The following is a 19,570-nucleotide window of genomic DNA, read 5'->3' on the forward strand; positions in this document are numbered from 1 at the left end:
GTGGGCTGCCGCCGTCGACGGCTGATCTGTTACCGGGAACTGATGGACTTGAACTTCTTCACTGAGAGCGGCACGAAGATGGCAAGCATCACGATGATTCCCAGTATCACGGTGATGATCGGGTTCTGCAGGGTCCATGCGGTGGGCTCAGGGAAGTCGGGGTTTGTGTTCCCGAACAGTTGGCGCGCCGATTCCACAAGGGCTGACACCGGGTTCCACTCAGCGATGTTCTTCAGAACCTCCGGCAGGGTATGGATGGGAACGAAGGCGTTCGAGATGAACGTCAGCGGGAACAGGATCATGAAGGACGCATTGTTGATGACCTCCGGGCTGCGGACGCTCATCCCGAGAAGGGCCATCACCCAGCTGAAGGAGTAGGAAAACAGCAGCAGGACCGCCACGCCGCCCAGGAAACCCCACACCGAGGTGGTGACCCGCCAACCGACCAGCCAGCCGGTGCCCATCATGATCATCATCGAAATGCTGTTGATCACGAGGTCACCGTTGGTACGGCCGATGAGCACTGCTGCCGGGCTCATCGGCAGCGTACGGAAGCGGTCGATGATGCCGTCCTTCAGGTCCTGTGCCATGGCTGCCCCGGAGAACGTCGAGCCGAAAATCACGGTCTGGGCAAAGATCCCGGCCATCAGGAAGTTCACGTAGTCGGGCACATTCATTGCGCCGGCATAAACCTGGCTGAACAGGAGTACAAACATGATGGGCTGGAGGATGGTGAAGACGAGGATCTCCGGCACGCGCCTGATCTTGATCAGGTTGCGGCGTGTGGCGATCCAGCCGTCCGAGAACAGTTGGGCGAGAGGCGACCCTACGCTCTCGTAGGCGGGCTGGCTGACCGCGGTCATTGGGCTTTCTCCATTTCGGCGTCATTCTTGCTGGTCTCGTCTTCGGCCCGGTGGCCGGTGAGCTTGAGGAAGACGTCATCAAGCGTGGGCCGGCGCATACCGGCGTCGTGCAGTTGGATGTTTGCCTGGCCCAGATCGGAAAGCACGTACTGCAGCGCGCGTGGTCCGTCGACGACGGACACCTCCACGGTGCGGTCGCTGACGGTAGGAGTGCCGTCACCGTGACGCGCGAGGATTTCACGGGCCGCGCCGGCGTCTGCTTCATCCACCAGCGTCACGACCACCCGGTGTCCGCCGATCTGCGCCTTCAGTTCATCCGAAGTGCCCTCGGCGATGACCTTACCGCCGTCAATCACGGCAATGTCATCTGACAGGTGGTCCGCCTCCTCAAGATACTGGGTGGTCAAGAGCAGCGTGGTCCCGTCATTCACCAGCTGGGAGATGATCTCCCACAGCGCGAGCCTGCTTCGTGGATCCAGTCCGGTAGTCGGCTCGTCAAGGAAAAGGATTTTCGGGTTGATGACCAGCGCTCCGGCGAGGTCAATACGACGGCGCATGCCGCCGGAGAATCCCTTGACCGGCCGGTTCCCGGCTTCCGTGAGCTCGAACTGGTCAATCAACTCCTGTGCCCGCTTGCGTGCGGTCTTCGCGCCGAGATGGTAGAGCCTGCCCACCATCTCCAGATTCTCGAACCCGGTGAGATTTTCATCGACCGCCGCATACTGACCGGATGCTCCGATGATCCGCCGGGCCGCTTTGGGGTTGTTCACGACGTCGATGCCGTCGATATGTGCTGTGCCTTCGTCAGGCTTGATCAGGGTGGTAAGTACCTTGACCGCCGTTGTCTTGCCAGCGCCGTTGGGCCCGAGCAGAGCCTTCACGGTCCCCTGCGGGACCGAAAGGTTGAGGCCCGCCAGTGCATGCACCGGGCCGCTCTTCGATTTGTAGGTCTTGGTCAGGCCTTCAGCCTGGATAATCGTCATGGGTCAACCCTAGGTTTTCGGAATTACGGGAAGAAGGAGATTGCGGACAGCTTTGGTCCGCGACCTGGTGGCGGCAAATTGTGCCGCTGAGCGATGTCATAAGGAGTGTGCGGCTCCTAGGAAAACAGCATGTAGACACCGTATACATTTCTTATCCTGACGGCAACGGTTTTCTTTGTACCAACCGCATTCATCGGGACTGCAGCGAGTCCAGCGCAACCGCCATAGCTGCCGCGAGTCTCCAGTCGAGACGTCCGCCGGGAACATTAACGTCATACCTGTCCCGCAGTGAAGCGCGCCGCTCCGAAGTCAGGACAAGCTGGCCCGTCGGATCGCGGAAATCGAAGTGGAACAGGAAGGGCGCCGGGATGGCGTCCAGGAACGGCACAATCTCCCACACACGGCGAGCGATCGCGACGCCCTGGCTCCGTTCGCTGCCCACTGCCTGAATTCCGGGTGCTTCAAGCTCCCAGGTGGAACGCAGCAGCGAGGATCCGAAGTTCTTGCGAAAGCAGCCCAGCGGGCTTCCCTGCGCATCGAGCACATCATAGGTTGCTCCCAGGTCAAGACGCCGGCGAGCCTTGAAGGAGAATAGCTGCGTCTTCTTCGACTCGTCCGTGAAAAACCTAACCTCTTCCTTGAAGGCAGCCCGCTTCTGTTGCGCAAGAGCCATGAGCGCCCCCGGATTTCCGTCCGGATCGACGGATCGGACCTCGTACCGATTGACCATGAGGGTGACCTTCTGGGTTACTGAAAATCGCTCGATCGGCGGCTGGGAGTTCATCTGATTCTTTCGTCGTTGTCTGTAGTTGCGACCGCTCTGCGGGCAGCCGTTCTGAGCCTAGCTACCTGAGGTCTCTGCCGACGTCGTCCTGAGGGAGTATCTCTGCCCAATGAGCGGCCGTACCGGGGAAATGACGGCCGTGCCGGGAATCCGGAGCCCTTGACGACCTTCATCCGCGGGTCGAGAGTTACTACATGACGTCCCTTCTGGGCGCCGCTCAATTGGCTCGCTGCATACGCGGCGGCCATTCATAGGAAGGCGAAGGCAATGGACGCAATGATGTGGGTCTGGATCATCATCGGGATCCTCGTGGTGCTGCTCATCATCGGACTGATCGTATTCCTTGGACGGAAGCGCAAGCACGCACACGACCAGGAGAAGCGCCGGAAAGACCACGAGCACGCAAACGAGATTCGGGAAGAGGCGCACGCCAAGGACCTGGAAGCCCGTGAGCGTGAGGCACGCGCCGCCCGCGCTGACGCCGATGCCCAGCAGGCCGAGGTGGACGCCGAAAGACTGCGCAAGGAAGCGGAACAGCGGCAGAACGATGCCCAGGGCCTGCGCCGGGAAACCGAAGAACGCGCGCGCCACGCGGATGAGATCGATCCTGACGTACGCAACGACCAGGGGACGCGCAGCGATAGGAAGAACGGCGCCGATCCCGGCCGGTCCGGACGTCACTGACAGCTGGGCCGCTGACCGCGCCGCTCCGTCATCAGGATCGGATGCCGGCGCCCCTCGGTTCGCCCGCGGGGCGCTCGGCCGCGGCAGGCGCCACAAGGAACGACGCCAATACAGCCACTCCGACGGCGAGCAGGGCATTCCGGATTCCCATCTGGTCACCGAGGAATCCGAGCAGCGGAGGCCCAGCGAGGAATGCCGTGTACCCGATCGTGGAAACCACCGACACGCGGGCAGCAGCCAGGCGCGGTTCGTCCGCAGCGGCAGACATTCCCATGGGGAACCCGAGCGCGGCGCCCGTTCCCCACAGAACCGCTCCGACTCCGGCAAGAAGCACAGTGGGTGCAAAGACGAAGAGCACCAGGCCGGCCAGCGACGACGCAAGGCTCACCTGCAGCACCCGCACCCGCCCGAACCGGTCGATAAAGCCGCCGCCAACGAAGCGGAAGAGGGTCATTGAGGCTACGAACACGCCGAACATCAGCGCACCGACGGCTTCAGTGGAACCAAGGCCGTCCACTGTTGCCTTCGCCACCCAGTCGTTTGCAGCACCTTCAGTGAGCGCTGCACCGAGCACTACCAGCCCGATGAGGAGCGTGCGCGGCTCCTTCCAGGCGGCAAATCCGCCGGAAGGGGAGGTCTCGGCGTCGTCATGTTTCCCGGCGTGAGGGTCCTCAGGCAGGAAGTAACGCGGAATCCACAGCGAAATAATGAGTACCAGCACCGCAACCACCGCCAGGTGGGTTGATAGCTCTACGCCTGCGGCCGCGAGACCGGCTCCGGTGAGCGCGCCGATGAAGGCACCACCGCTAAAGGCCGCGTGGAACTTCGGCATGATGGTGCGCGTGAGCCGGCGTTCGACGTCGGCGCCTTCCAGGTTCTGCGCAACATCCCAGAGGCCTATACCAAGGCCGAAAATGAAGAGGCCGACGGCGGCAACCACCACGGATTGCGTGACGAGTCCGCCGGCAATGGTGGAGGCGGCGATAGTGGCAGCCACTCCGCCCAGCCTCACGGTGTTCGCTGTCCCGATCCGTGCGGCGATCCCGCCCGACAACGGCAACGACACCATGGACCCGATCGCCGCAACAAGCAGCAGCGCGCCCGTCTGGCCGTCGCTCAGCCCCAGCGTGTCCGACGCAGATGGAATCCGGGCCGCCCAGCTGGCGAATACGAGGCCGTTGAGACCGAAGATAGCGAAGGTAGCCCACATGGCTGAATTGACGTTGCTCTGCACCTCTAAACCGTAGGCGCACGGGCTCGGAAGGGGCTACCCAGGGCAGGCAGTGTGATGGAGATGACAACAGGTTGCCGCCGCTACGGTGGCGGACCGCACTGAAACCCCGGGCAAAAGAAACACGCCCGGCTCGACGTACCGCTAATCCTCGAAGCTGAGGGTGAGCTGGTCTCCATCAATCTGCACGGCCGCGCTGAAGTAGAGGCTCGCGGTGTCTTCTTCCGGCTCCCATTCGGCCGGCTCGTCGTCCTGCCACTGAGTGTTCCGCTCATAGGTGGCAGTCATCTCGCCTTCCGTGGCGTACAGCGCCAGGGACCCATCCCAATTCTCCGACACCTCGAACTCAGGCTCCTGGGTAATTGTCCAGCTGAAATTGCGATAGTCCTCGTCGTCGCCAAACGTGAACGCTCTGTTCGGGCAGTCCTCGGGCGCCGCCTCTGTGGAGTCGGCGCAGGTCTGAAGGAATTCCCTCGCCTGAGCCACCGCATCTTCCGTCACTGCATCCGTCATGGAGCGCTGGAAAAGGGCCCCTTCCCCAACACTGCTTGCCGGATCAGCCGACACTGTAATGGTTTGCTCCTCCCCCAACGTCACATATTTGGTGCCTTCCGGCGGAGTCAGCACATAGTCGCCCGGCAGGACCGGCAATGAGAACGCGCCTGGAGCCTGCTGGCCGAGCTGTTGGGACAGCTCCACGTCCACGCCGTTTACCGTCACCATGTCCACGCCTTCAGGCACTTGGATCGGCAAGGTCCAGGACGTCCCGCGGGTCACCGTCCAGTTGTGGAAGAACAGCGCCGTTCGCTCTGCCTTCTCCAGGGTGAAGATAAGTGGCACCCTTTTGGCATCCTGGGTTACCTCCGCCGTAACGGTCGCCAATTCACCCGAGAACTCGACGTCGCGAATCTCATGGTCGGTTATGCGGTTCTGAGCAGCACCGAAGATGCCGTCATCCAGCAGCAACCGCTCCTCGGACGTCACATTTGGATCATGCAGCGCTACCGCTGCGCTCGCATCCCCCTCCTCGAGCGCCTTGAGGTACTTCTCAACGTGCGCTTGGGGCCCATAGGTTGTGGCGCTCAGAATGTTGAACGCAACAGTGGCAGCCACAATCAGGAGGATGACGATTCCCGCGATTGCTGTGCCAATCCGCAGCCTTTTCTTGGCATGGGCGGTTAATGGTTTGGTCTCCCGCCCGCCGGCACCCGGCACCTCCTCCACCTGGCGCCCGGTATCGGTGCCGGCGACTGCGGAGTCGGCGGTTGCTGTGGGACCGGAGAACCAGCGGTGGATAATGGCGGGCAGGAAAGGCACTGCCACCGGGGCCAGGTATCGTCCCGAAACTTCAATTGCGGCTCCCCACAAACCCATGATCAGCGGCGTCCAGAGAGCCAGTGCCAGAGTGCCCGAAAACGACAATGCGCCGCCCCTGACACCGAAGACCACTGAGGTGAACAGAGTGATTAGGAGCCCACCCACCAGAAAGATGGCCGGCAGGATGGCCCATGACATCCAACCCTCCCGTTGGCGGTAGGAGGCTCGCGCAGCTGCCCAGGCGATCGATGCGACGAAAGCGATCGTGATGGCTAACAGGATAAGCAGCAGGGCGGCCCACCATGAGAGATCAAAAACCGTCATGGAATCTGTGCCTTGGCTGGTGGCGTTGCTGACGGAAGACAGATGCCCGATTCCGTAGGCCCAGCCGGCGGCGGTGGGTAGCCAGAGCGGTGCTGAGAACGCCGCTGCTGCTCCGCCTTTCACCGTGGCAAAGATGAACAGTACAAGCCCGCTCACGAGCGTGTAGGCCATGTAATGGAGGCAGAAGATCCTCACGCCCGCCAGTATCTCCGCGCCTGCGCGTCGCCTCGCAGTTGCTTGCAGAAGGCCGTGTGTAGTCGCCGACCCGTGATGATGTCCCAAGCGACTGCCGAGTGTTCCGATGGCAAGGGCCCCGAAGAACAATGGCAAGGAGGCGCTCGTAAGGACAGCAGACATGCCGTTCTCGGAGATCCGGACTGCCAAGAGGAAGCTAAGCAACAGGCCAACGAGTGCAAGTGTCAGTCCGCTGACCGCCGAAAGCATCCACGCCTGCGTACTGGTGATACTTGTTTGGCTTCGAGCGCTCCGCCTACCAAGGAACCACAGCGTGAGTACCGCGATTCCCGTCAGAGCGAGCGGGACGCCCCAGCCTACAGCGCCTATTTGCAGCGGCATCCCGAGGACATTAAGACCCAGATCGGCGTGTAGGGCTCCCATCATCGCCATGCCGGCGAGCTGAAATGGGAGTGCGAGCAAAAGAAAAGCGCCGCCAACGTCCGAGGGCGTCTCCACTCCCACGTACTCATCGAGGGAGGCCTGCAGGTCCTGTGCTGAAAGAACCAGGCCCAGAGCAACCAGCAGTAAGACTGCGAATGCTGCGAAAACTGTGACGCCGTACGCGATGACCCCGGCCAAACCCGCGCTCAACCAACGGCTGTGCCCGATGTCCCTGAAACCTCCGCCAACTGGCAACGGATCAACGGGCCGCTCTGACGATGACGGAGCCGATACGCGCGGAGTGGCTGGCGGCAGCGGCGGAAGGGCAGGCCGATCGACGGATTCTGGATTCATGGTTGTCCCCCAACGAAAGAATGATGAGGACGATCACTAATTTGCCCCCGGAGACAATTTACTATGAGGGGCCAGTGCCCCGGGTAGTGCTGTGGATAAGTGTCAAGCCTTGTCCTAGCGCGACCGCTGCACTCTGCCTTCGTCCCACACAGGAGCTTCCGATTCATACACCTTGCCGTCCTCGCCGAAGACGAGGAAGCGGTCAAAACTCCGCGCGAACCAGCGGTCGTGGGTTACGGCCAGCACGGTTCCCTCGAACGCGTCGATAGCGCGTTCCAGGGCTTCGGCTGAATGGAGATCGAGGTTGTCCGTGGGCTCGTCGAGGAGCAGGAGCGTGGCGCCGGACAGTTCGAGGAGCAGGATCTGCAGCCGTGCCTGCTGCCCGCCGGAAAGCGAGTCATACAGCTGTTCCGACTGCCCTGCCAGCCCGTAGCGGTCCAGTACTCCCGACGCCGCCTCCCGGCCGAGGCCCGATCGGTGATCGTCGCCGCGGTGCAGGATGTCGAGCAGGCTCCGGCCCAGCAGGTCCGGACGCACATGGGTCTGGGCGAAGAACCCAGGGCGAATGCGCGCACCCAACTTCACCACGCCGGTGTGAGGCACGGGTGCGATGCTCACCTCGGACACCGGTTCATGTTCTTTCTCCGGATCGGTGCCGCCGGCGGCGAGGAGGCGAAGGAAGTGGGACTTGCCGGACCCGTTGGAGCCCAGCACTCCGACGCGGTCACCGAACCAGATCTCGGTGCTGAACGGCTTCATCAGCCCGGTCAGCTCCAGTCTCTGCGCGACGACGGCCCGCTTGGCTGTGCGGCCACCCTTGAGCCGCATGTTCACGTTCTGCTCGATCGGGATCGCTTCCGGCGGCCCTGCCTCCAGGAATTTCGCCAGGCGCGTCTGGGCGGCGTGGTAGCGATTAGCCATGTCCGAGCGGAACGCGGCCTTGTTCTTGTACATGTTCACGAGCTCTTTGAGCTTGATGTGCTCCTCATCCCAACGTCGCCGCAGTTCCTCAAAGCGGGCGTTGCGGTCCGTCCGGGCCTGCAGGTAGGTGCTGAAACCTCCACCGTGCACCCAGCTGGAGGCGCCGAGTGCGCCGGGTTCCAGCGTGACGATCCGGGTAGCCGCATTGTCCAGCAGCTCGCGGTCGTGGCTGACAAAGAGGACCGACTTGCTGGACTCGTTGAGCTTCGCTTCGAGCCACCGTTTGCCGGGTACGTCGAGGTAGTTGTCCGGCTCGTCGAGGAGGAGCAGTTCGTCTGGACCGGAGAACAGCGCCTCCAGGACGAGCCGTTTCTGTTCTCCTCCGGATAACGACGACGCCGCGCGGTACTGTGCGCGATCATACGGAACGCCCAACGCAGCCATCGTCACTTCATCCCAGGTGGTTTCGAGCTCATAGCCGCCGGCGTCTCCCCAATCGGCAATCGCCTGGGCATAACGCATCTGGGTGGGTTCGTCGTCGTGCTCCATCATTGCGAGCTCAGCGTCGTCGATCTTTTTCGCGGCCGCTGCAAGCACCGGCGGCGCAGCGGAGACGAGCAGGTCCCGCACCGTGGTGTCATCGCGGACCTGGCCCACGAACTGGCGCATGATGCCCATACTGCCGGAGCGGGTGATGGCCCCCTCATCGGCGGTGATATCGCCGGCAACAATGCGAAGGAGCGTGGTCTTTCCGGTGCCGTTGGGACCGATCAGGGCAGTCTTGTGGCCCTCGCCGACCTTGAAGGTGACGCCGTTGAGCAACTGGCGGCCGTCGGAAAGAAAGTAGTCGATGTTGGAAATGTCGAGGTGCGCCACGCTCCCAGTCTTCCACCCGCATCCAGTGAGCCGAAATAGGGTCTCATCCGTGGGTAGACACTCGAGTGCGAGGATGGGAGCGTGATTCCAATAACTCCCCAGCGGGTGGTGTTCTTCGGCGTGACCGGATCCGGGAAAACAACAGCGGCTGAGCGCTATGCCGCTGCGACCGGGTTGCCGCTGACATCCGTAGACTCGGACATCGGGTGGCTTCCGGGATGGGCGGAGCGGGATCCCGCCGAGCAGCTCCGCATGGTTGAGGAAATCGCCTCGCGGGATGCCTGGGTGCTGGACAGCTTCTACCGGAAGTGGTCAGACCACCTGATTCCGCGCGCTGAAGTCATCGTTGCGCTGGATTATCCGCGCTGGCTCTCGCTGTCCCGGCTGGTCCGCAGGACGCTGCGGCGCATGGTGCTGCGGGAAGAGGTCTGCAACGGGAACACGGAGACCTTCCGCCGCGTCATCGCACACGACTCGATCATTCGGTGGCACTTCACGTCCTTCGCCAGCAAGCGCCGGAGGATTCTTGAATATCAGGACGCCGGGTTGCCAGTGCTTCGCTTCACCAGACCGCGGGATCTGGAGCAATGGCTCAGGTCCTATGAGAGGTGACGGCCTAATTCATCGAACGATGAGCTCGCTCACGCAAAGTAGCGCGCTAAAAATCGGTGCAGGAGGAGCTGCAGTCGGATCGGTCATCCCGACCCTCGGCGCCATCATTCCCGCGGCAGTCGGTGTGGACATCGACGTGGTGATGCAGGATGCCCGCGACCTCGTGCGCAACCGGCACACGCCGCGCCAGATCGTGAACGTCGAGGCTGACTGAGCCGCAGCTCAGTTCCGGGGCAGTCCCTGGAACCCAATCAGCATTCCACGACGTTCAAGGCCAGCCCGCCACGGGCGGTTTCCTTGTACTTGTCCATCATGTCCGCACCGGTTTCACGCATCGTCTTGATCGCAGCGTCAAGTGAGACGAAGTGCTGCCCGTCGCCGCGCACGGCCATGCGGGCTGCGGTGATTGCCTTCATCGCTCCCACGGCGTTGCGCTCGATGCACGGTATCTGCACCAGTCCGCCGACGGGATCGCAGGTCAAGCCCAGGTTGTGCTCAATGCCGATTTCAGCGGCGTTTTCGACCTGCTCGGGTGTGCCTCCCAACACCTCGGCCAGCCCCGCAGCGGCCATCGCGCACGCTGAACCAACTTCCCCCTGACAGCCGACCTCGGCACCCGAGATGGAGGCATTCTTCTTGAAGAGGGCACCGACAGCAGTGGCGGCGAGCAGGAAGCGGATAACGCCGTCGTCGTCGGCTCCCGGAACGAAGTCTGTGTAGTACTTCAGGACTGCCGGGATGATGCCGGCCGCGCCGTTGGTGGGAGCGGTCACCACACGACCGCCGGCCGCGTTTTCCTCGTTTACGGCAAGCGCGAACAGGGTGACCCACTCCATGGTGCTGAGGTGGTCATTGGGGTCAGCTTCCTTCTGAAGCAGTTCCAACTGCCGGGCAGCACGACGCCGGACATGCAGCCCACCGGGAAGAATGCCGCTGTTGGTCGACCCCCGCCGGATGGTGTCCTGCATGACGTCCCAGATCTCGAGCAGGCCGTTGCGGATCTCAGTCTCGGACCGGACGGCCAGTTCATTGGCCAGCACAATCCCGGAAAAGGACTTTCCCGTCGATGCTGCAAGGCCGAGCAACTGTTCGCCGGATTCAAACGGGTAGGGAATCGCGACGGTCTGTTCCGCGGACAGGTCGGTGCCGATCTGGTCCTCGTCCAGAACGAAACCCCCGCCCACCGAGTAGTATTCGCAGGCGAATAAGAGTATGCCCTCAGCGTTATATACCGAGAAGCGCATCCCATTGGTGTGGTAGTCCAGCCGCTGCTTGCGGTGCAGAACAAGATCTTTCTCCGGATCAAAAGCTACATCGTGTGAGCCGGCCAGACGAAGGGTCTTTGTTTTCGAGATTTCATCCACACGAGGTTCAGCGCGTTCCGGATCGGTAAGGTGCGGCTGCTCGCCCTCGAGCCCCAGGATCACGGCCTTGACTGTTCCGTGCCCATGACCGGTTACGCCCAACGAACCGAACAGTTCAGCATCGACGTGCTGGACCTGTTCCAGCAGCCCCTGCTCCACCACCATCCGGGTGAAGAGAAAGGCCGCCGTCATGGGCCCGCCCGTGTGTGAACTGGACGGACCTATCCCGATTTTGAAGAGGTCGAAGGCGCTGATGGTCATGAGCGGCCCGGACGCTTGTAGAACGGCAGCTCAACGACGGTGAAACCCTCCGGACGTCCGCGCAGGTCAACCTGCAGTTCCGTGCCCGGTTCGCTCAACGCTGTGTCAACGTAAGCGAGGGCAACCGGGTACCCGAGGGTCGGGCTCGGAAGGCCAGACGTAACGGTACCTACGGTCTGTCCGTTCGAAACGACGTCGTACCCTGCACGGGCAGACCGGCGTCCGGTACCACGCAAACCGACCAGCTTTCGCTCCGGTGTTTCGGCCTTCAGCGGCTCCAGCACGGAGCGGCCCACGAAGTTCTCGGTCTTCTTCAGGCTGACGACACCGCCCAATCCCGCTTCAAACGGATTTGTCTCCAGGCCGAGCTCATGACCGTACAACGGCATGCCGGCTTCAAGGCGAAGCGAGTCCCGCGAGGCCAGCCCGCAGGGCGCCAGGCCATGGTTGGTTCCTGCCTCGGTCACGGCTTTCCACAGCTGTACGGCCTGCGCGTTCTCGATGAAAAGTTCAAAGCCATCCTCGCCGGTGTAGCCGGTGCGGGCGAGGAGGACCGGCTGACCGGCGAGCTCCACGCGAACGGCGGCGTAGTACTTGAGCGAGGTGATGGCGTCGCGGTCTGCAGCCGGCGCCATGCCGAGCAGGATCGCCTCCGCGTTCGGTCCCTGCACCGCGATGAGAGCGGTCTCCTCCGACTGATCCTGCACAGTGACATCGAAGTCGGCAGCACGCTGCTGCAGCTCGGCAGCAACCGTGTCGGAGTTCGAGGCGTTGGGCACCACAAGGAACTGGTCCTCGGCGAGGCGGTACGTGATGAGGTCATCAATCACTCCGCCGCCCTCGGTGCAGATGAGGGAGTACTTGGCCTTCCCCACCGCCATGATCTCCATATTTCCCACGAGGGCATAGTTGAGGAAGCTGGCTGCCTGCGGCCCAGTGACCATCACCTCGCCCATGTGCGAAAGGTCGAAAATGCCGGCGGCCCGGCGAACCGTGTGGTGCTCTTCAAGTTCGCTGCGGTACTTCAGGGGCATCTGCCAACCGCCGAAGTCGGTGAATGCCGCACCGAGTTCCTGGTGCTGGGCATACAGCGCTGTCTGCTTTGTCATGGCGATCCCTTAGTCCTCGAAGTCTTCGATCGGCGGGCACGAGCACACGAGGTTCCTGTCACCGTGGGCGCCGTCGATACGGCGGACCGGCGGGAAGTACTTGTCGTGGCGCAGCGTCCGCAGCGGGAATGCAGCCAGTTCCCGGGAGTAGGCCTGCGACCACTCGTCACTGATGAGCGTCTGTGCGGTATGCGGTGCCTGGCGAAGCGGACTCTCCTCCAGCTGCCATTCGCCTGTTCCGACGCGGTCGATCTCGTGTCGGATGGCGATCATCGCCTCGACAAAACGGTCCAGTTCGCGCAGGTCCTCGGACTCCGTGGGCTCCACCATCAACGTGCCCGCTACCGGGAAGCTCAGCGTCGGGGCGTGGAAGCCGTAATCGATGAGGCGCTTGGCCACGTCTTCGGCTGTCACACCGGTCTTCGCGGTAAGTGCGCGAAGGTCCAGAATGCACTCGTGCGCCACGAGTCCGTTCTCACCCGAGTAGAGCACCGGGAAGTATTCATTGAGGCGGGCGGCGACGTAGTTCGCTGCAAGGAGCGCGGACTTCGTGGCTGCCGTCAGGCCCTCGCTTCCCATCAGCGCCACATAGGCCCAGGAAATCGGCAGTACGCCTGCTGAACCGAAGCGGGAGGCGGAGATAGGGACGCCGGCTGTGTTGCTGTTGTCTACACCAGCTGCGCTATTCGCATCTCCAGGCAGGAAGGGGGCAAGGTGCTCCGCCACTGCTACCGGCCCGACACCGGGACCTCCGCCGCCGTGCGGGATGCAGAACGTCTTGTGCAGGTTCAGGTGGGAAACATCACCACCGAACTCACCCGGCTTTGCTAGCCCGACCAGCGCGTTAAGGTTTGCGCCGTCGATGTAGACCTGACCGCCCGCGCCATGCACCTGGTCGCAGACCCAGCGGACGTCCTCCTCGAAAACGCCATGCGTGGACGGGTAGGTGATCATGATCGCGGAGAGGGAATCCTTGTTCGCCTCGATCTTTGCCTGGAGATCATCGTGATCGATGTTGCCGTTTCCGGCTGTCTTGACCACAACCACCTTCATGCCGGCGAGCACAGCAGAGGCGGCGTTGGTGCCGTGTGCTGACGATGGGATGAGGCACACTGTGCGAGCCTCATCACCGCGTGAAAGATGGTACTTGCGGATGGCCAGCAGACCGGCGAGTTCACCCTGGGAGCCGGCGTTCGGCTGAATCGACACCCTGGCGTAGCCGGTGATTTCAGCGAGACGGCCCTCCAGGTCATCAATCAGCTGGCGCCAGCCCTCGGTCTGGTGCTCGGGGGCGAACGGATGGATGGTTGCGAACTCGGGCCAGGAGATCGGTTCCATCTCAACCGTGGCGTTGAGCTTCATGGTGCAGGATCCCAACGGAATCATGGTGCGGTCCAGTGCCAGGTCGCGGTCCGAGAGACCGCGCAGGTAGCGCAGCATCTGGGTCTCTGAGCGGTGGAGGGAGAACACGGGATGGGTCATATAGGACGACGTCCGTTGCAGGTCAGCAGGGATTGCAGTCTCCGCGTCGGCTGACAGATTTACCCCGAAGATCTCGGCGATGGTTTCAAGGTGAGCGTCCGTGGTGGTCTCGTCACAGGAGATGCCGACGTGATCGGCATCGACCAACCGCAGGTTGATGCCGCGCTCCTCGGCCTTGCGGACAATGCTCTCGGACTGGCCCTCGACCTTCACGAGAAGGGTGTCGAAGAAGGACTCGTGGACCGTCCCTGGAACGGCTGCAGCGAGCCGCGCCGCCTTTCCATGGACACGTTCCGCGATCGCCTTCAGCCCGTCCGGACCGTGGTAAACGGCGTACATGCTGGCAACGATCGCGAGGAGCGCCTGAGCGGTACAGATGTTCGACGTAGCCTTCTCGCGGCGGATGTGCTGCTCACGTGTTTGCAGTGCAAGCCGGTAGGCGGGTGCGCCGTCGGAATCCTTCGACACCCCAACAAGGCGGCCGGGGAGCATGCGCTCCAGGCCCTTTCGAACGGCCATGTACGCAGCGTGCGGTCCGCCGAAGAACAGCGGCACACCGAAACGCTGGGCGGAGCCGACGGCGATATCCGCGCCCTGCTCCCCCGGAGGGGTGATCAGGGTCAGCGCTAGCAGGTCCGCTGCGACCGTCACCAGGGCGCCGCCGTCGTGCGCTTTCGCGACCATGTCCGTGTGGTTGCGGAGCGTGCCGGATGTCCCGGGCTGCTGGAGGACGACGCCGTTGATGTCGCCGTCCGGCAATCCCTTTGAGAGGTCAGCGATCTCGATATCAAAGCCCAGCGCCTCAGCGCGGCCCTGCACGACGGCGATGGTCTGGGGGAGGCATTCCGCGTCCAGGATGGTTCGTCCCTTGTTCTTGCCGGAGCGACGCATCAGGAGGACGGCCTCGGCAACGGCCGATGCTTCATCGAGCAGGGAGGCGTTGGCGATGGGCAGCGCAGTGAGGTCCTGGACCATCGTCTGGAAGTTCAGCAGGGCTTCAAGACGGCCCTGGGAGATTTCCGGCTGGTAGGGCGTGTAGGCGGTGTACCAGGCGGGAGCCTCAAGCACATTGCGGCGGATGACAGGAGGGGTGACCGTGTCGTAGTAGCCCTGACCGATCATCTGCACGGCGGTCTTGTTCTTCGCGGCGATGCTGCGCAGTTCCGCCAGGACCTCCGACTCGCTCAGCGCAGACGGAATGTCCAGGCCCTCGTTGATACGGATGCTCGCCGGCACCGCAACATCGACGAGTTTGTCCAGGCTGGGGTAGCCCAGGACCTTGAGCATCTGCTCGGCGTCGTCCGAGCGGGGACCGATGTGGCGGTCGGAGAAAGTTGATTCCGTCTGGTGCGTCATGAGGAACTCCGTGAATCAGTGTGCGTGCAGGGCGCGCGGACAGGTGGGTGGGTTCCTCCCCGCTCTGTCTTGGACCTGAGAGATTCCGTGAACACAGGGTTCACCTTGCACCGTCGGTGAGCACAACCTATCTTCAGCTGCGCTACTTTCCAGAGTTGCCTTTCCGCTGCGGTGCTGGGCCTGAGAGATTCCTGGGGAGGGTTTGCTCCTACGGCGCCTGCCGGCTGTAGGTCAACGGCAGGACTCTCCCGCTGCGGGTCAAGGGCGTTTTATTACTGCGCTTTTCAGTTATGCGATCGTGATCAAGCTTACTCTTCGCTGAAATCGATCAGCAAAGGAGTGCGCTCACGATGACCTTCCCAACTGCGGCACCGGCAGCCCGAACACGTCCTTGAGTGCAAGTTTTGCCGCGTGATAACCGCCCATCCCGTGCACGCCCGGGCCGGGCGGGGTCGATGCTGAGCACAGATAGAGGCCCTTCCCCGGCATCCGCCAAGGGTGCGGCCCGAATGAGGGACGCGCCAGCAGCTGAGGGATGGTCACCGCGCCACCGCTGAAGTCACCGCCCACGTAATTGGCGTTGTACTGCTCAAGGTCAGCTGCAGTCATGACGTGTGAACGCACGACGACGTCGCGGAAGCCGGGCGCGAAACGTTCGATCTGCCGCACAATGGCCTCCGTCATGTCCCGCGTGGAACCGTTGGGCACGTGGCAGTAAGTCCACAGAACCTGCCGTCCGTGGGGTGCGCGGGAAGAATCGAACAGGGAAGGCTGCGAAACCAGCACGTACGGTTTTTCCGGATGGCGTCCGGCGGCCACGTCGGCTTCCGACGCCGCCACTTCAGCCCGGGTTCCGCCCGCATGAACTGTGCCGGCCGCTCGTACTTCCTCGTTTGCCCACGGCACCGGCCCCGAGAGGATGAAGTCAACCTTGCAGGCGCCGTCCCCGAAGCGGAACCGGTCCAGCATTGAGACGTAGCCCTGCGGGAGGCGATCGCCTGCCAGGCCTCCAACAGCACCGGGTGAGACATCGAGCAGGACTGCCTTTGCTCCGTCGAACTCGCCGACCGATTCAATCCGACGGGCAGTGTGGACGGCGCCGCCATGTGCCCGGATGTCATCCGCCATAGCGTTGACCAATGCCTGGGATCCGCCAACCGGAATGGGCCATCCCACGGCATGCGCCAACGCTCCGAGGGTGAGCCCGGCACCTGCAGCCGCGAGTGTGGGCAGGGCAGCAACGGCATGTGCGGCAACTCCGGTAAACAATGCCGCCGCCTCTTCCGTCGAGAAGCGCAGGTTCCACAGGCCAGTCCCCTGCTCGAGCGTCCTTGAACCGAGCAGGGCGGCCGCGACTGGATGCCGCGGGACCCGCAGGAACTGGTTGAGCCCGGTATCGACCACCCCATCAATGTGCTGCACGAGCGGGCGCATCAGTCGCCGCCAGGCCTGTCCGTCCTTGTCCAGACCGAGCGCCGTACGCCCAAGATCGCGGTACGCGAGTCCAGCACGGCCATTGTCCAGCGGATTGGCGTACGACAGCTCGGGAACCACGAAGGGAATCCGTTCCCGGAGACCGAACTCCCGGAAGAAGGGTGACGCCAGCGCCATCGGATGCACAGCCGAACAAATGTCATGCACGTGTTCCGGCTCAAGCAGCTCCATGGTGCGTGACCCGCCGCCGATAGCTCGTTCGGCCTCAAATATCTCCACGCTCAAGCCTGCACGTGCCATCACGACGCCGGCAGCCAGCCCATTGGGGCCGGCACCGACAATCGCGACGTCCGCCATGGCTAGCTCTTCCCTCCGGACCGGTGGGCGCGAAGCGTGGACACGGACGAGGCTGCTCGCATGAGCAACGCGCGACCTTTGGCCGGCGCCGTTCTGCGGAATGAGAGCAGTCCAGCCACCACCTTGTACTTACCCGGGTTCAGCGGGATGTCATAAGTTGTGGGGAGGTCCACAACGTTCTTGGAGAAGTTCCGCTTGAACGTGGTGACGTTGACCAGTTGTGGGTAGTTCTCACTCACAATCCCGGTAAGCCCGCAAGCGGTATTGCCGGCGGCTTTGAGCTGTTTGAACGCTTCCCACAGCAACAGATAAGGCGCAAACGTCTTCCGCGCATCGTGTGTGCTGCCCGCAAAGTAGTAGACCGAGTAGCCGCGGTATTCGGTAGTGATCAACCAACTCACAGCCCTGCTGTCCACGTAGGCGACCATGAGCCGAAGATGATCCCCCAGAGTTGAGAGCAGCAACTCGTAGTATTCGGGGCCGAAGCTGGAGAAGCCGTCGCGCTCCGCTGTTTCCTTCAAAATCGGGTACAGGTCCGCCCTGAATACCTCGACCCAGCGTGCCCGCTCGATGGTCCGGACCTCCACGCCTGACCGTTCCGCACGACGGATACTGTTCCGGGCATTCGGCCGGAAAGACTTGAAAATTGCATCCTCACCCGGCGTCAGGTCAACGACGATCTCGCGCTCATACCAGCCGTGCTCGATCGGTCCGGCTGCAGGAGGCAGCGGGTGCTTCACCTGCATGCGGACATAGAGGGGGTCTGTGCCCGGATCATCAGTGAACTGGTGCCGAACCGTATGCATAAGACGGAGTTCAGCTTCCGCGGTACGGTCCGCGAACCATACGGGCCCGTTGATCGCGACCAGCGATTCTCGGAACCTGCGCCGCACCCGGAGGAAGCTCACCATCGCAGCCGGTGCGCCGTCGTCGTCGTAGTAGGCCCACAATCCGTACGGTTCCCGGCCCAGACTGCGCTCGAAGTCCGCCCACTGCGGAGTCTGTTCGAGCGGAATGACGACATCGGGGCTTGCCGACGCCAACAGCTCGAATGCCTCTGGCGTAAGGCGCTCACTGCGGAAGACGGATTCTGTCACTGGGGGTCTTTCGGTGCGGTGATGGTGAGGTTTGGAGAGGACTCGCTCAACAGTACCGGAGCAGGCGCATGCCGGTCTGGAGCGCCATCGAAGGGGCCGCCTGCCGGATCGTCAATACCAATGCGCCGTGCGGGATCATATGTCGGTTCAAGTATATGTTGCGCAACCCGATACAACAGGTAACCGGTGGCCAGTAGCCGCGCCAAGATCGCGGCTACATAGTAGGGGGAGTCGATATTGTTCTCCACCACGCCTGACGACGCTTCACGGGCTACGTACATCCAGTACGCCCACCAGTGAAGTAGTTCAACAAGCTGCCAGACACAAAGTATTCGCCAATCGACATACGAGAGCGCAACGAAGGGCAGCAACCACAGAGTGAGTGCGGGAGGGTAGTCGGGCAGGACCAGGACGAGTGCTCCGAGCAGCAGAAGAATCACTTGCGGAAGGCGTGGGCGTCGCGGTGCCCGCAGCACCAGCAGGCATATCAGGGCAACCAGCACCGCGAGAATGGTAAAAGCCAGGGTTGCTGTTGCTACCGGAGAGAGCACCGGCAGGCCGAGCCGCTGCGCAAGCAGGTCATAGCCCGCCCACAGCGAAGAGGAAATGCCGAGGCGAGCCGGATCGTATTCCCACGGCAGTGCCAGAATGCGTTCGGGCCCGAACGGCAGAACGGTGAGTACCCAGACGGCGATCAGCGAACCGCCGCTCAGCAGGGCACCCCTGAACCGGCCGGTCCGGATGGCCAACAGTATGACGGCAGCGAGGACCAGGAGCACGTGAACGCTGAACCCGGCGCCGAACCCGAGCAGGACGCCGGAGATCACATAGCGCTCCTGCGCAAACGCCCACGCAGCCAGGACACTCAATAGGACGGACAGCAGCACCCAGCTTGAGGTTGCCGTCAGGATCGCGATCGGCGCCACCGCCACAAGCGCCGCATCCCAGGGTCGGCGACTCGCCAGTCGCATCACGGTAACAACAGTTCCAATCCACGCGGCAGCGATCAGTACAGCGTTCACGTCGAAATACTGCATCAGGGATTGCGTTTGGACTATGCCGTCCGCGGACGTCGGCACCAGTAGCGCGACCAGTCCCGCAAACACTCCAACGAGCAGCGGCCCATCAAAGGTGGAGCCCTCCGCGAATGGGGACAAACCGCTTCCGAGACCCTGGAACTGGAAGGCCTCGGTCCAGTCTGAGTAGCATCCCCGGTAGAACTGCGCGGGACGTGTCCATCCGTCGGTTCGGCACGGAGCCTTGATCAGCACCGCCAGGACAGCGGCGGCTGTGGTCATCAGGATCAGGACCCGCCCGACGGTGAAGACGGCCGGCCGCACCCTGCCCGGTGCAGCGTGCCTCCCAAGTGGCCCGCCGGCGACTTCCGCGACATGCCTGAGCAAGGGGTCCCTGCGCGTAGGCACGGAGATGCTTGCGGGGCGGCGCTGACCCTGCTCTTGCTCCATGTCTCGAAAGCCTAGCCAACGGGCAGGAAAATGGCGCTCTCTTCGTGGAATCCCACCTGTAATCCCGTACTCCGGAG

15 protein-coding genes and 2 riboswitches are annotated in these 19,570 nt (G+C 62.8%); of the genes, 3 read left to right on the top strand and 12 right to left on the bottom strand.

Annotated features, from left to right (window positions below):
• Window positions 1-29 precede the first annotated feature (29 nt).
• The 3 genes from ABFX19_RS05530 to ABFX19_RS05540 all read right to left on the bottom strand — a co-directional run bounded on the left by ABFX19_RS05530 (window position 30) and on the right by ABFX19_RS05540 (window position 2,630).
• A complete protein-coding gene (locus ABFX19_RS05530) occupies window positions 30-863 on the bottom strand; it encodes an ABC transporter permease (RefSeq protein ID WP_346027768.1) in 834 nt (277 codons plus the stop codon).
• Complete coding sequence (locus ABFX19_RS05535; protein WP_277358528.1) at window positions 860-1,846, bottom strand: ATP-binding cassette domain-containing protein; 987 nt, start codon at window positions 1,844-1,846, stop codon at window positions 860-862. Before ABFX19_RS05535 ends, ABFX19_RS05530 begins: the two co-directional genes overlap by 4 nt.
• Before the next feature lie 190 nt (window positions 1,847-2,036).
• Complete coding sequence (locus ABFX19_RS05540; protein WP_346027769.1) at window positions 2,037-2,630, bottom strand: LURP-one-related family protein; 594 nt, start codon at window positions 2,628-2,630, stop codon at window positions 2,037-2,039.
• Between the two features lie 267 nt (window positions 2,631-2,897).
• Here ABFX19_RS05540 and ABFX19_RS05545 point away from each other — a divergent pair, with 267 nt between their 5' ends.
• Window positions 2,898-3,314, top strand: coding sequence for a hypothetical protein (locus ABFX19_RS05545; RefSeq protein ID WP_346027770.1), 417 nt, complete (start codon window positions 2,898-2,900; stop codon window positions 3,312-3,314).
• A gap of 31 nt (window positions 3,315-3,345) precedes the next feature.
• Here ABFX19_RS05545 and ABFX19_RS05550 read toward each other — a convergent pair whose 3' ends face one another.
• The 3 genes from ABFX19_RS05550 to ABFX19_RS05560 all read right to left on the bottom strand — a co-directional run bounded on the left by ABFX19_RS05550 (window position 3,346) and on the right by ABFX19_RS05560 (window position 8,955).
• Window positions 3,346-4,524: an MFS transporter gene (locus ABFX19_RS05550; protein WP_346028042.1), complete on the bottom strand. Its 1,179-nt coding sequence runs from the start codon at window positions 4,522-4,524 to the stop codon at window positions 3,346-3,348.
• A gap of 165 nt (window positions 4,525-4,689) precedes the next feature.
• Window positions 4,690-7,158, bottom strand: coding sequence for a zinc ribbon domain-containing protein (locus tag ABFX19_RS05555; protein WP_346027771.1), 2,469 nt, complete (start codon window positions 7,156-7,158; stop codon window positions 4,690-4,692).
• A 114-nt stretch (window positions 7,159-7,272) separates the two neighbouring features.
• Window positions 7,273-8,955, bottom strand: a complete 1,683-nt coding sequence (locus ABFX19_RS05560; RefSeq protein ID WP_277358524.1) for an ABC-F family ATP-binding cassette domain-containing protein — start codon at window positions 8,953-8,955, stop codon at window positions 7,273-7,275.
• A gap of 81 nt (window positions 8,956-9,036) precedes the next feature.
• On the opposite strand from ABFX19_RS05560, the gene ABFX19_RS05565 reads away from it, so the two are divergent.
• Window positions 9,037-9,567, top strand: a complete 531-nt coding sequence (locus ABFX19_RS05565) for a P-loop NTPase family protein (protein ID WP_346027772.1) — start codon at window positions 9,037-9,039, stop codon at window positions 9,565-9,567.
• A gap of 19 nt (window positions 9,568-9,586) precedes the next feature.
• On the top strand, window positions 9,587-9,781 hold the full coding sequence (locus ABFX19_RS05570) for a hypothetical protein (RefSeq protein ID WP_346027773.1): 195 nt from the start codon (window positions 9,587-9,589) through the stop codon (window positions 9,779-9,781).
• 37 nt (window positions 9,782-9,818) lie between these two features.
• On the opposite strand, the gene ABFX19_RS05575 is transcribed toward ABFX19_RS05570, so the two are convergent.
• The 6 genes from ABFX19_RS05575 to ABFX19_RS05600 all read right to left on the bottom strand — a co-directional run bounded on the left by ABFX19_RS05575 (window position 9,819) and on the right by ABFX19_RS05600 (window position 19,493).
• Window positions 9,819-11,192, bottom strand: a complete 1,374-nt coding sequence (locus tag ABFX19_RS05575; protein WP_346027774.1) for an L-serine ammonia-lyase — start codon at window positions 11,190-11,192, stop codon at window positions 9,819-9,821.
• Window positions 11,189-12,301, bottom strand: coding sequence for a glycine cleavage system aminomethyltransferase GcvT (gene gcvT, locus ABFX19_RS05580; RefSeq protein ID WP_277358521.1), 1,113 nt, complete (start codon window positions 12,299-12,301; stop codon window positions 11,189-11,191). The genes ABFX19_RS05575 and gcvT overlap by 4 nt, the downstream gene beginning before the upstream one ends.
• 9 nt (window positions 12,302-12,310) lie before the next feature.
• On the bottom strand, window positions 12,311-15,139 hold the full coding sequence (gene gcvP, locus ABFX19_RS05585) for an aminomethyl-transferring glycine dehydrogenase (RefSeq protein WP_277358520.1): 2,829 nt from the start codon (window positions 15,137-15,139) through the stop codon (window positions 12,311-12,313).
• 54 nt (window positions 15,140-15,193) lie between these two features.
• Window positions 15,194-15,297, bottom strand: a riboswitch (glycine riboswitch).
• Between the two features lies 1 nt (window position 15,298).
• A riboswitch (glycine riboswitch) is annotated at window positions 15,299-15,400 on the bottom strand.
• 84 nt (window positions 15,401-15,484) lie between these two features.
• A complete protein-coding gene (locus ABFX19_RS05590) occupies window positions 15,485-16,930 on the bottom strand; it encodes a phytoene desaturase family protein (protein WP_277358519.1) in 1,446 nt (481 codons plus the stop codon).
• 2 nt (window positions 16,931-16,932) lie between these two features.
• Window positions 16,933-18,027: a lipid II:glycine glycyltransferase FemX gene (locus tag ABFX19_RS05595; RefSeq protein WP_346027775.1), complete on the bottom strand. Its 1,095-nt coding sequence runs from the start codon at window positions 18,025-18,027 to the stop codon at window positions 16,933-16,935.
• Entirely contained in the window at window positions 18,024-19,493 is a 1,470-nt protein-coding gene (locus ABFX19_RS05600) for a hypothetical protein (RefSeq protein WP_346027776.1), read from the bottom strand. The genes ABFX19_RS05595 and ABFX19_RS05600 overlap by 4 nt, the downstream gene beginning before the upstream one ends.
• Window positions 19,494-19,570 lie beyond the last annotated feature (77 nt).

This window comes from Arthrobacter parietis (assembly GCF_039530425.1).
GTDB classification, from domain to species: domain Bacteria; phylum Actinomycetota; class Actinomycetes; order Actinomycetales; family Micrococcaceae; genus Arthrobacter_D; species Arthrobacter_D parietis.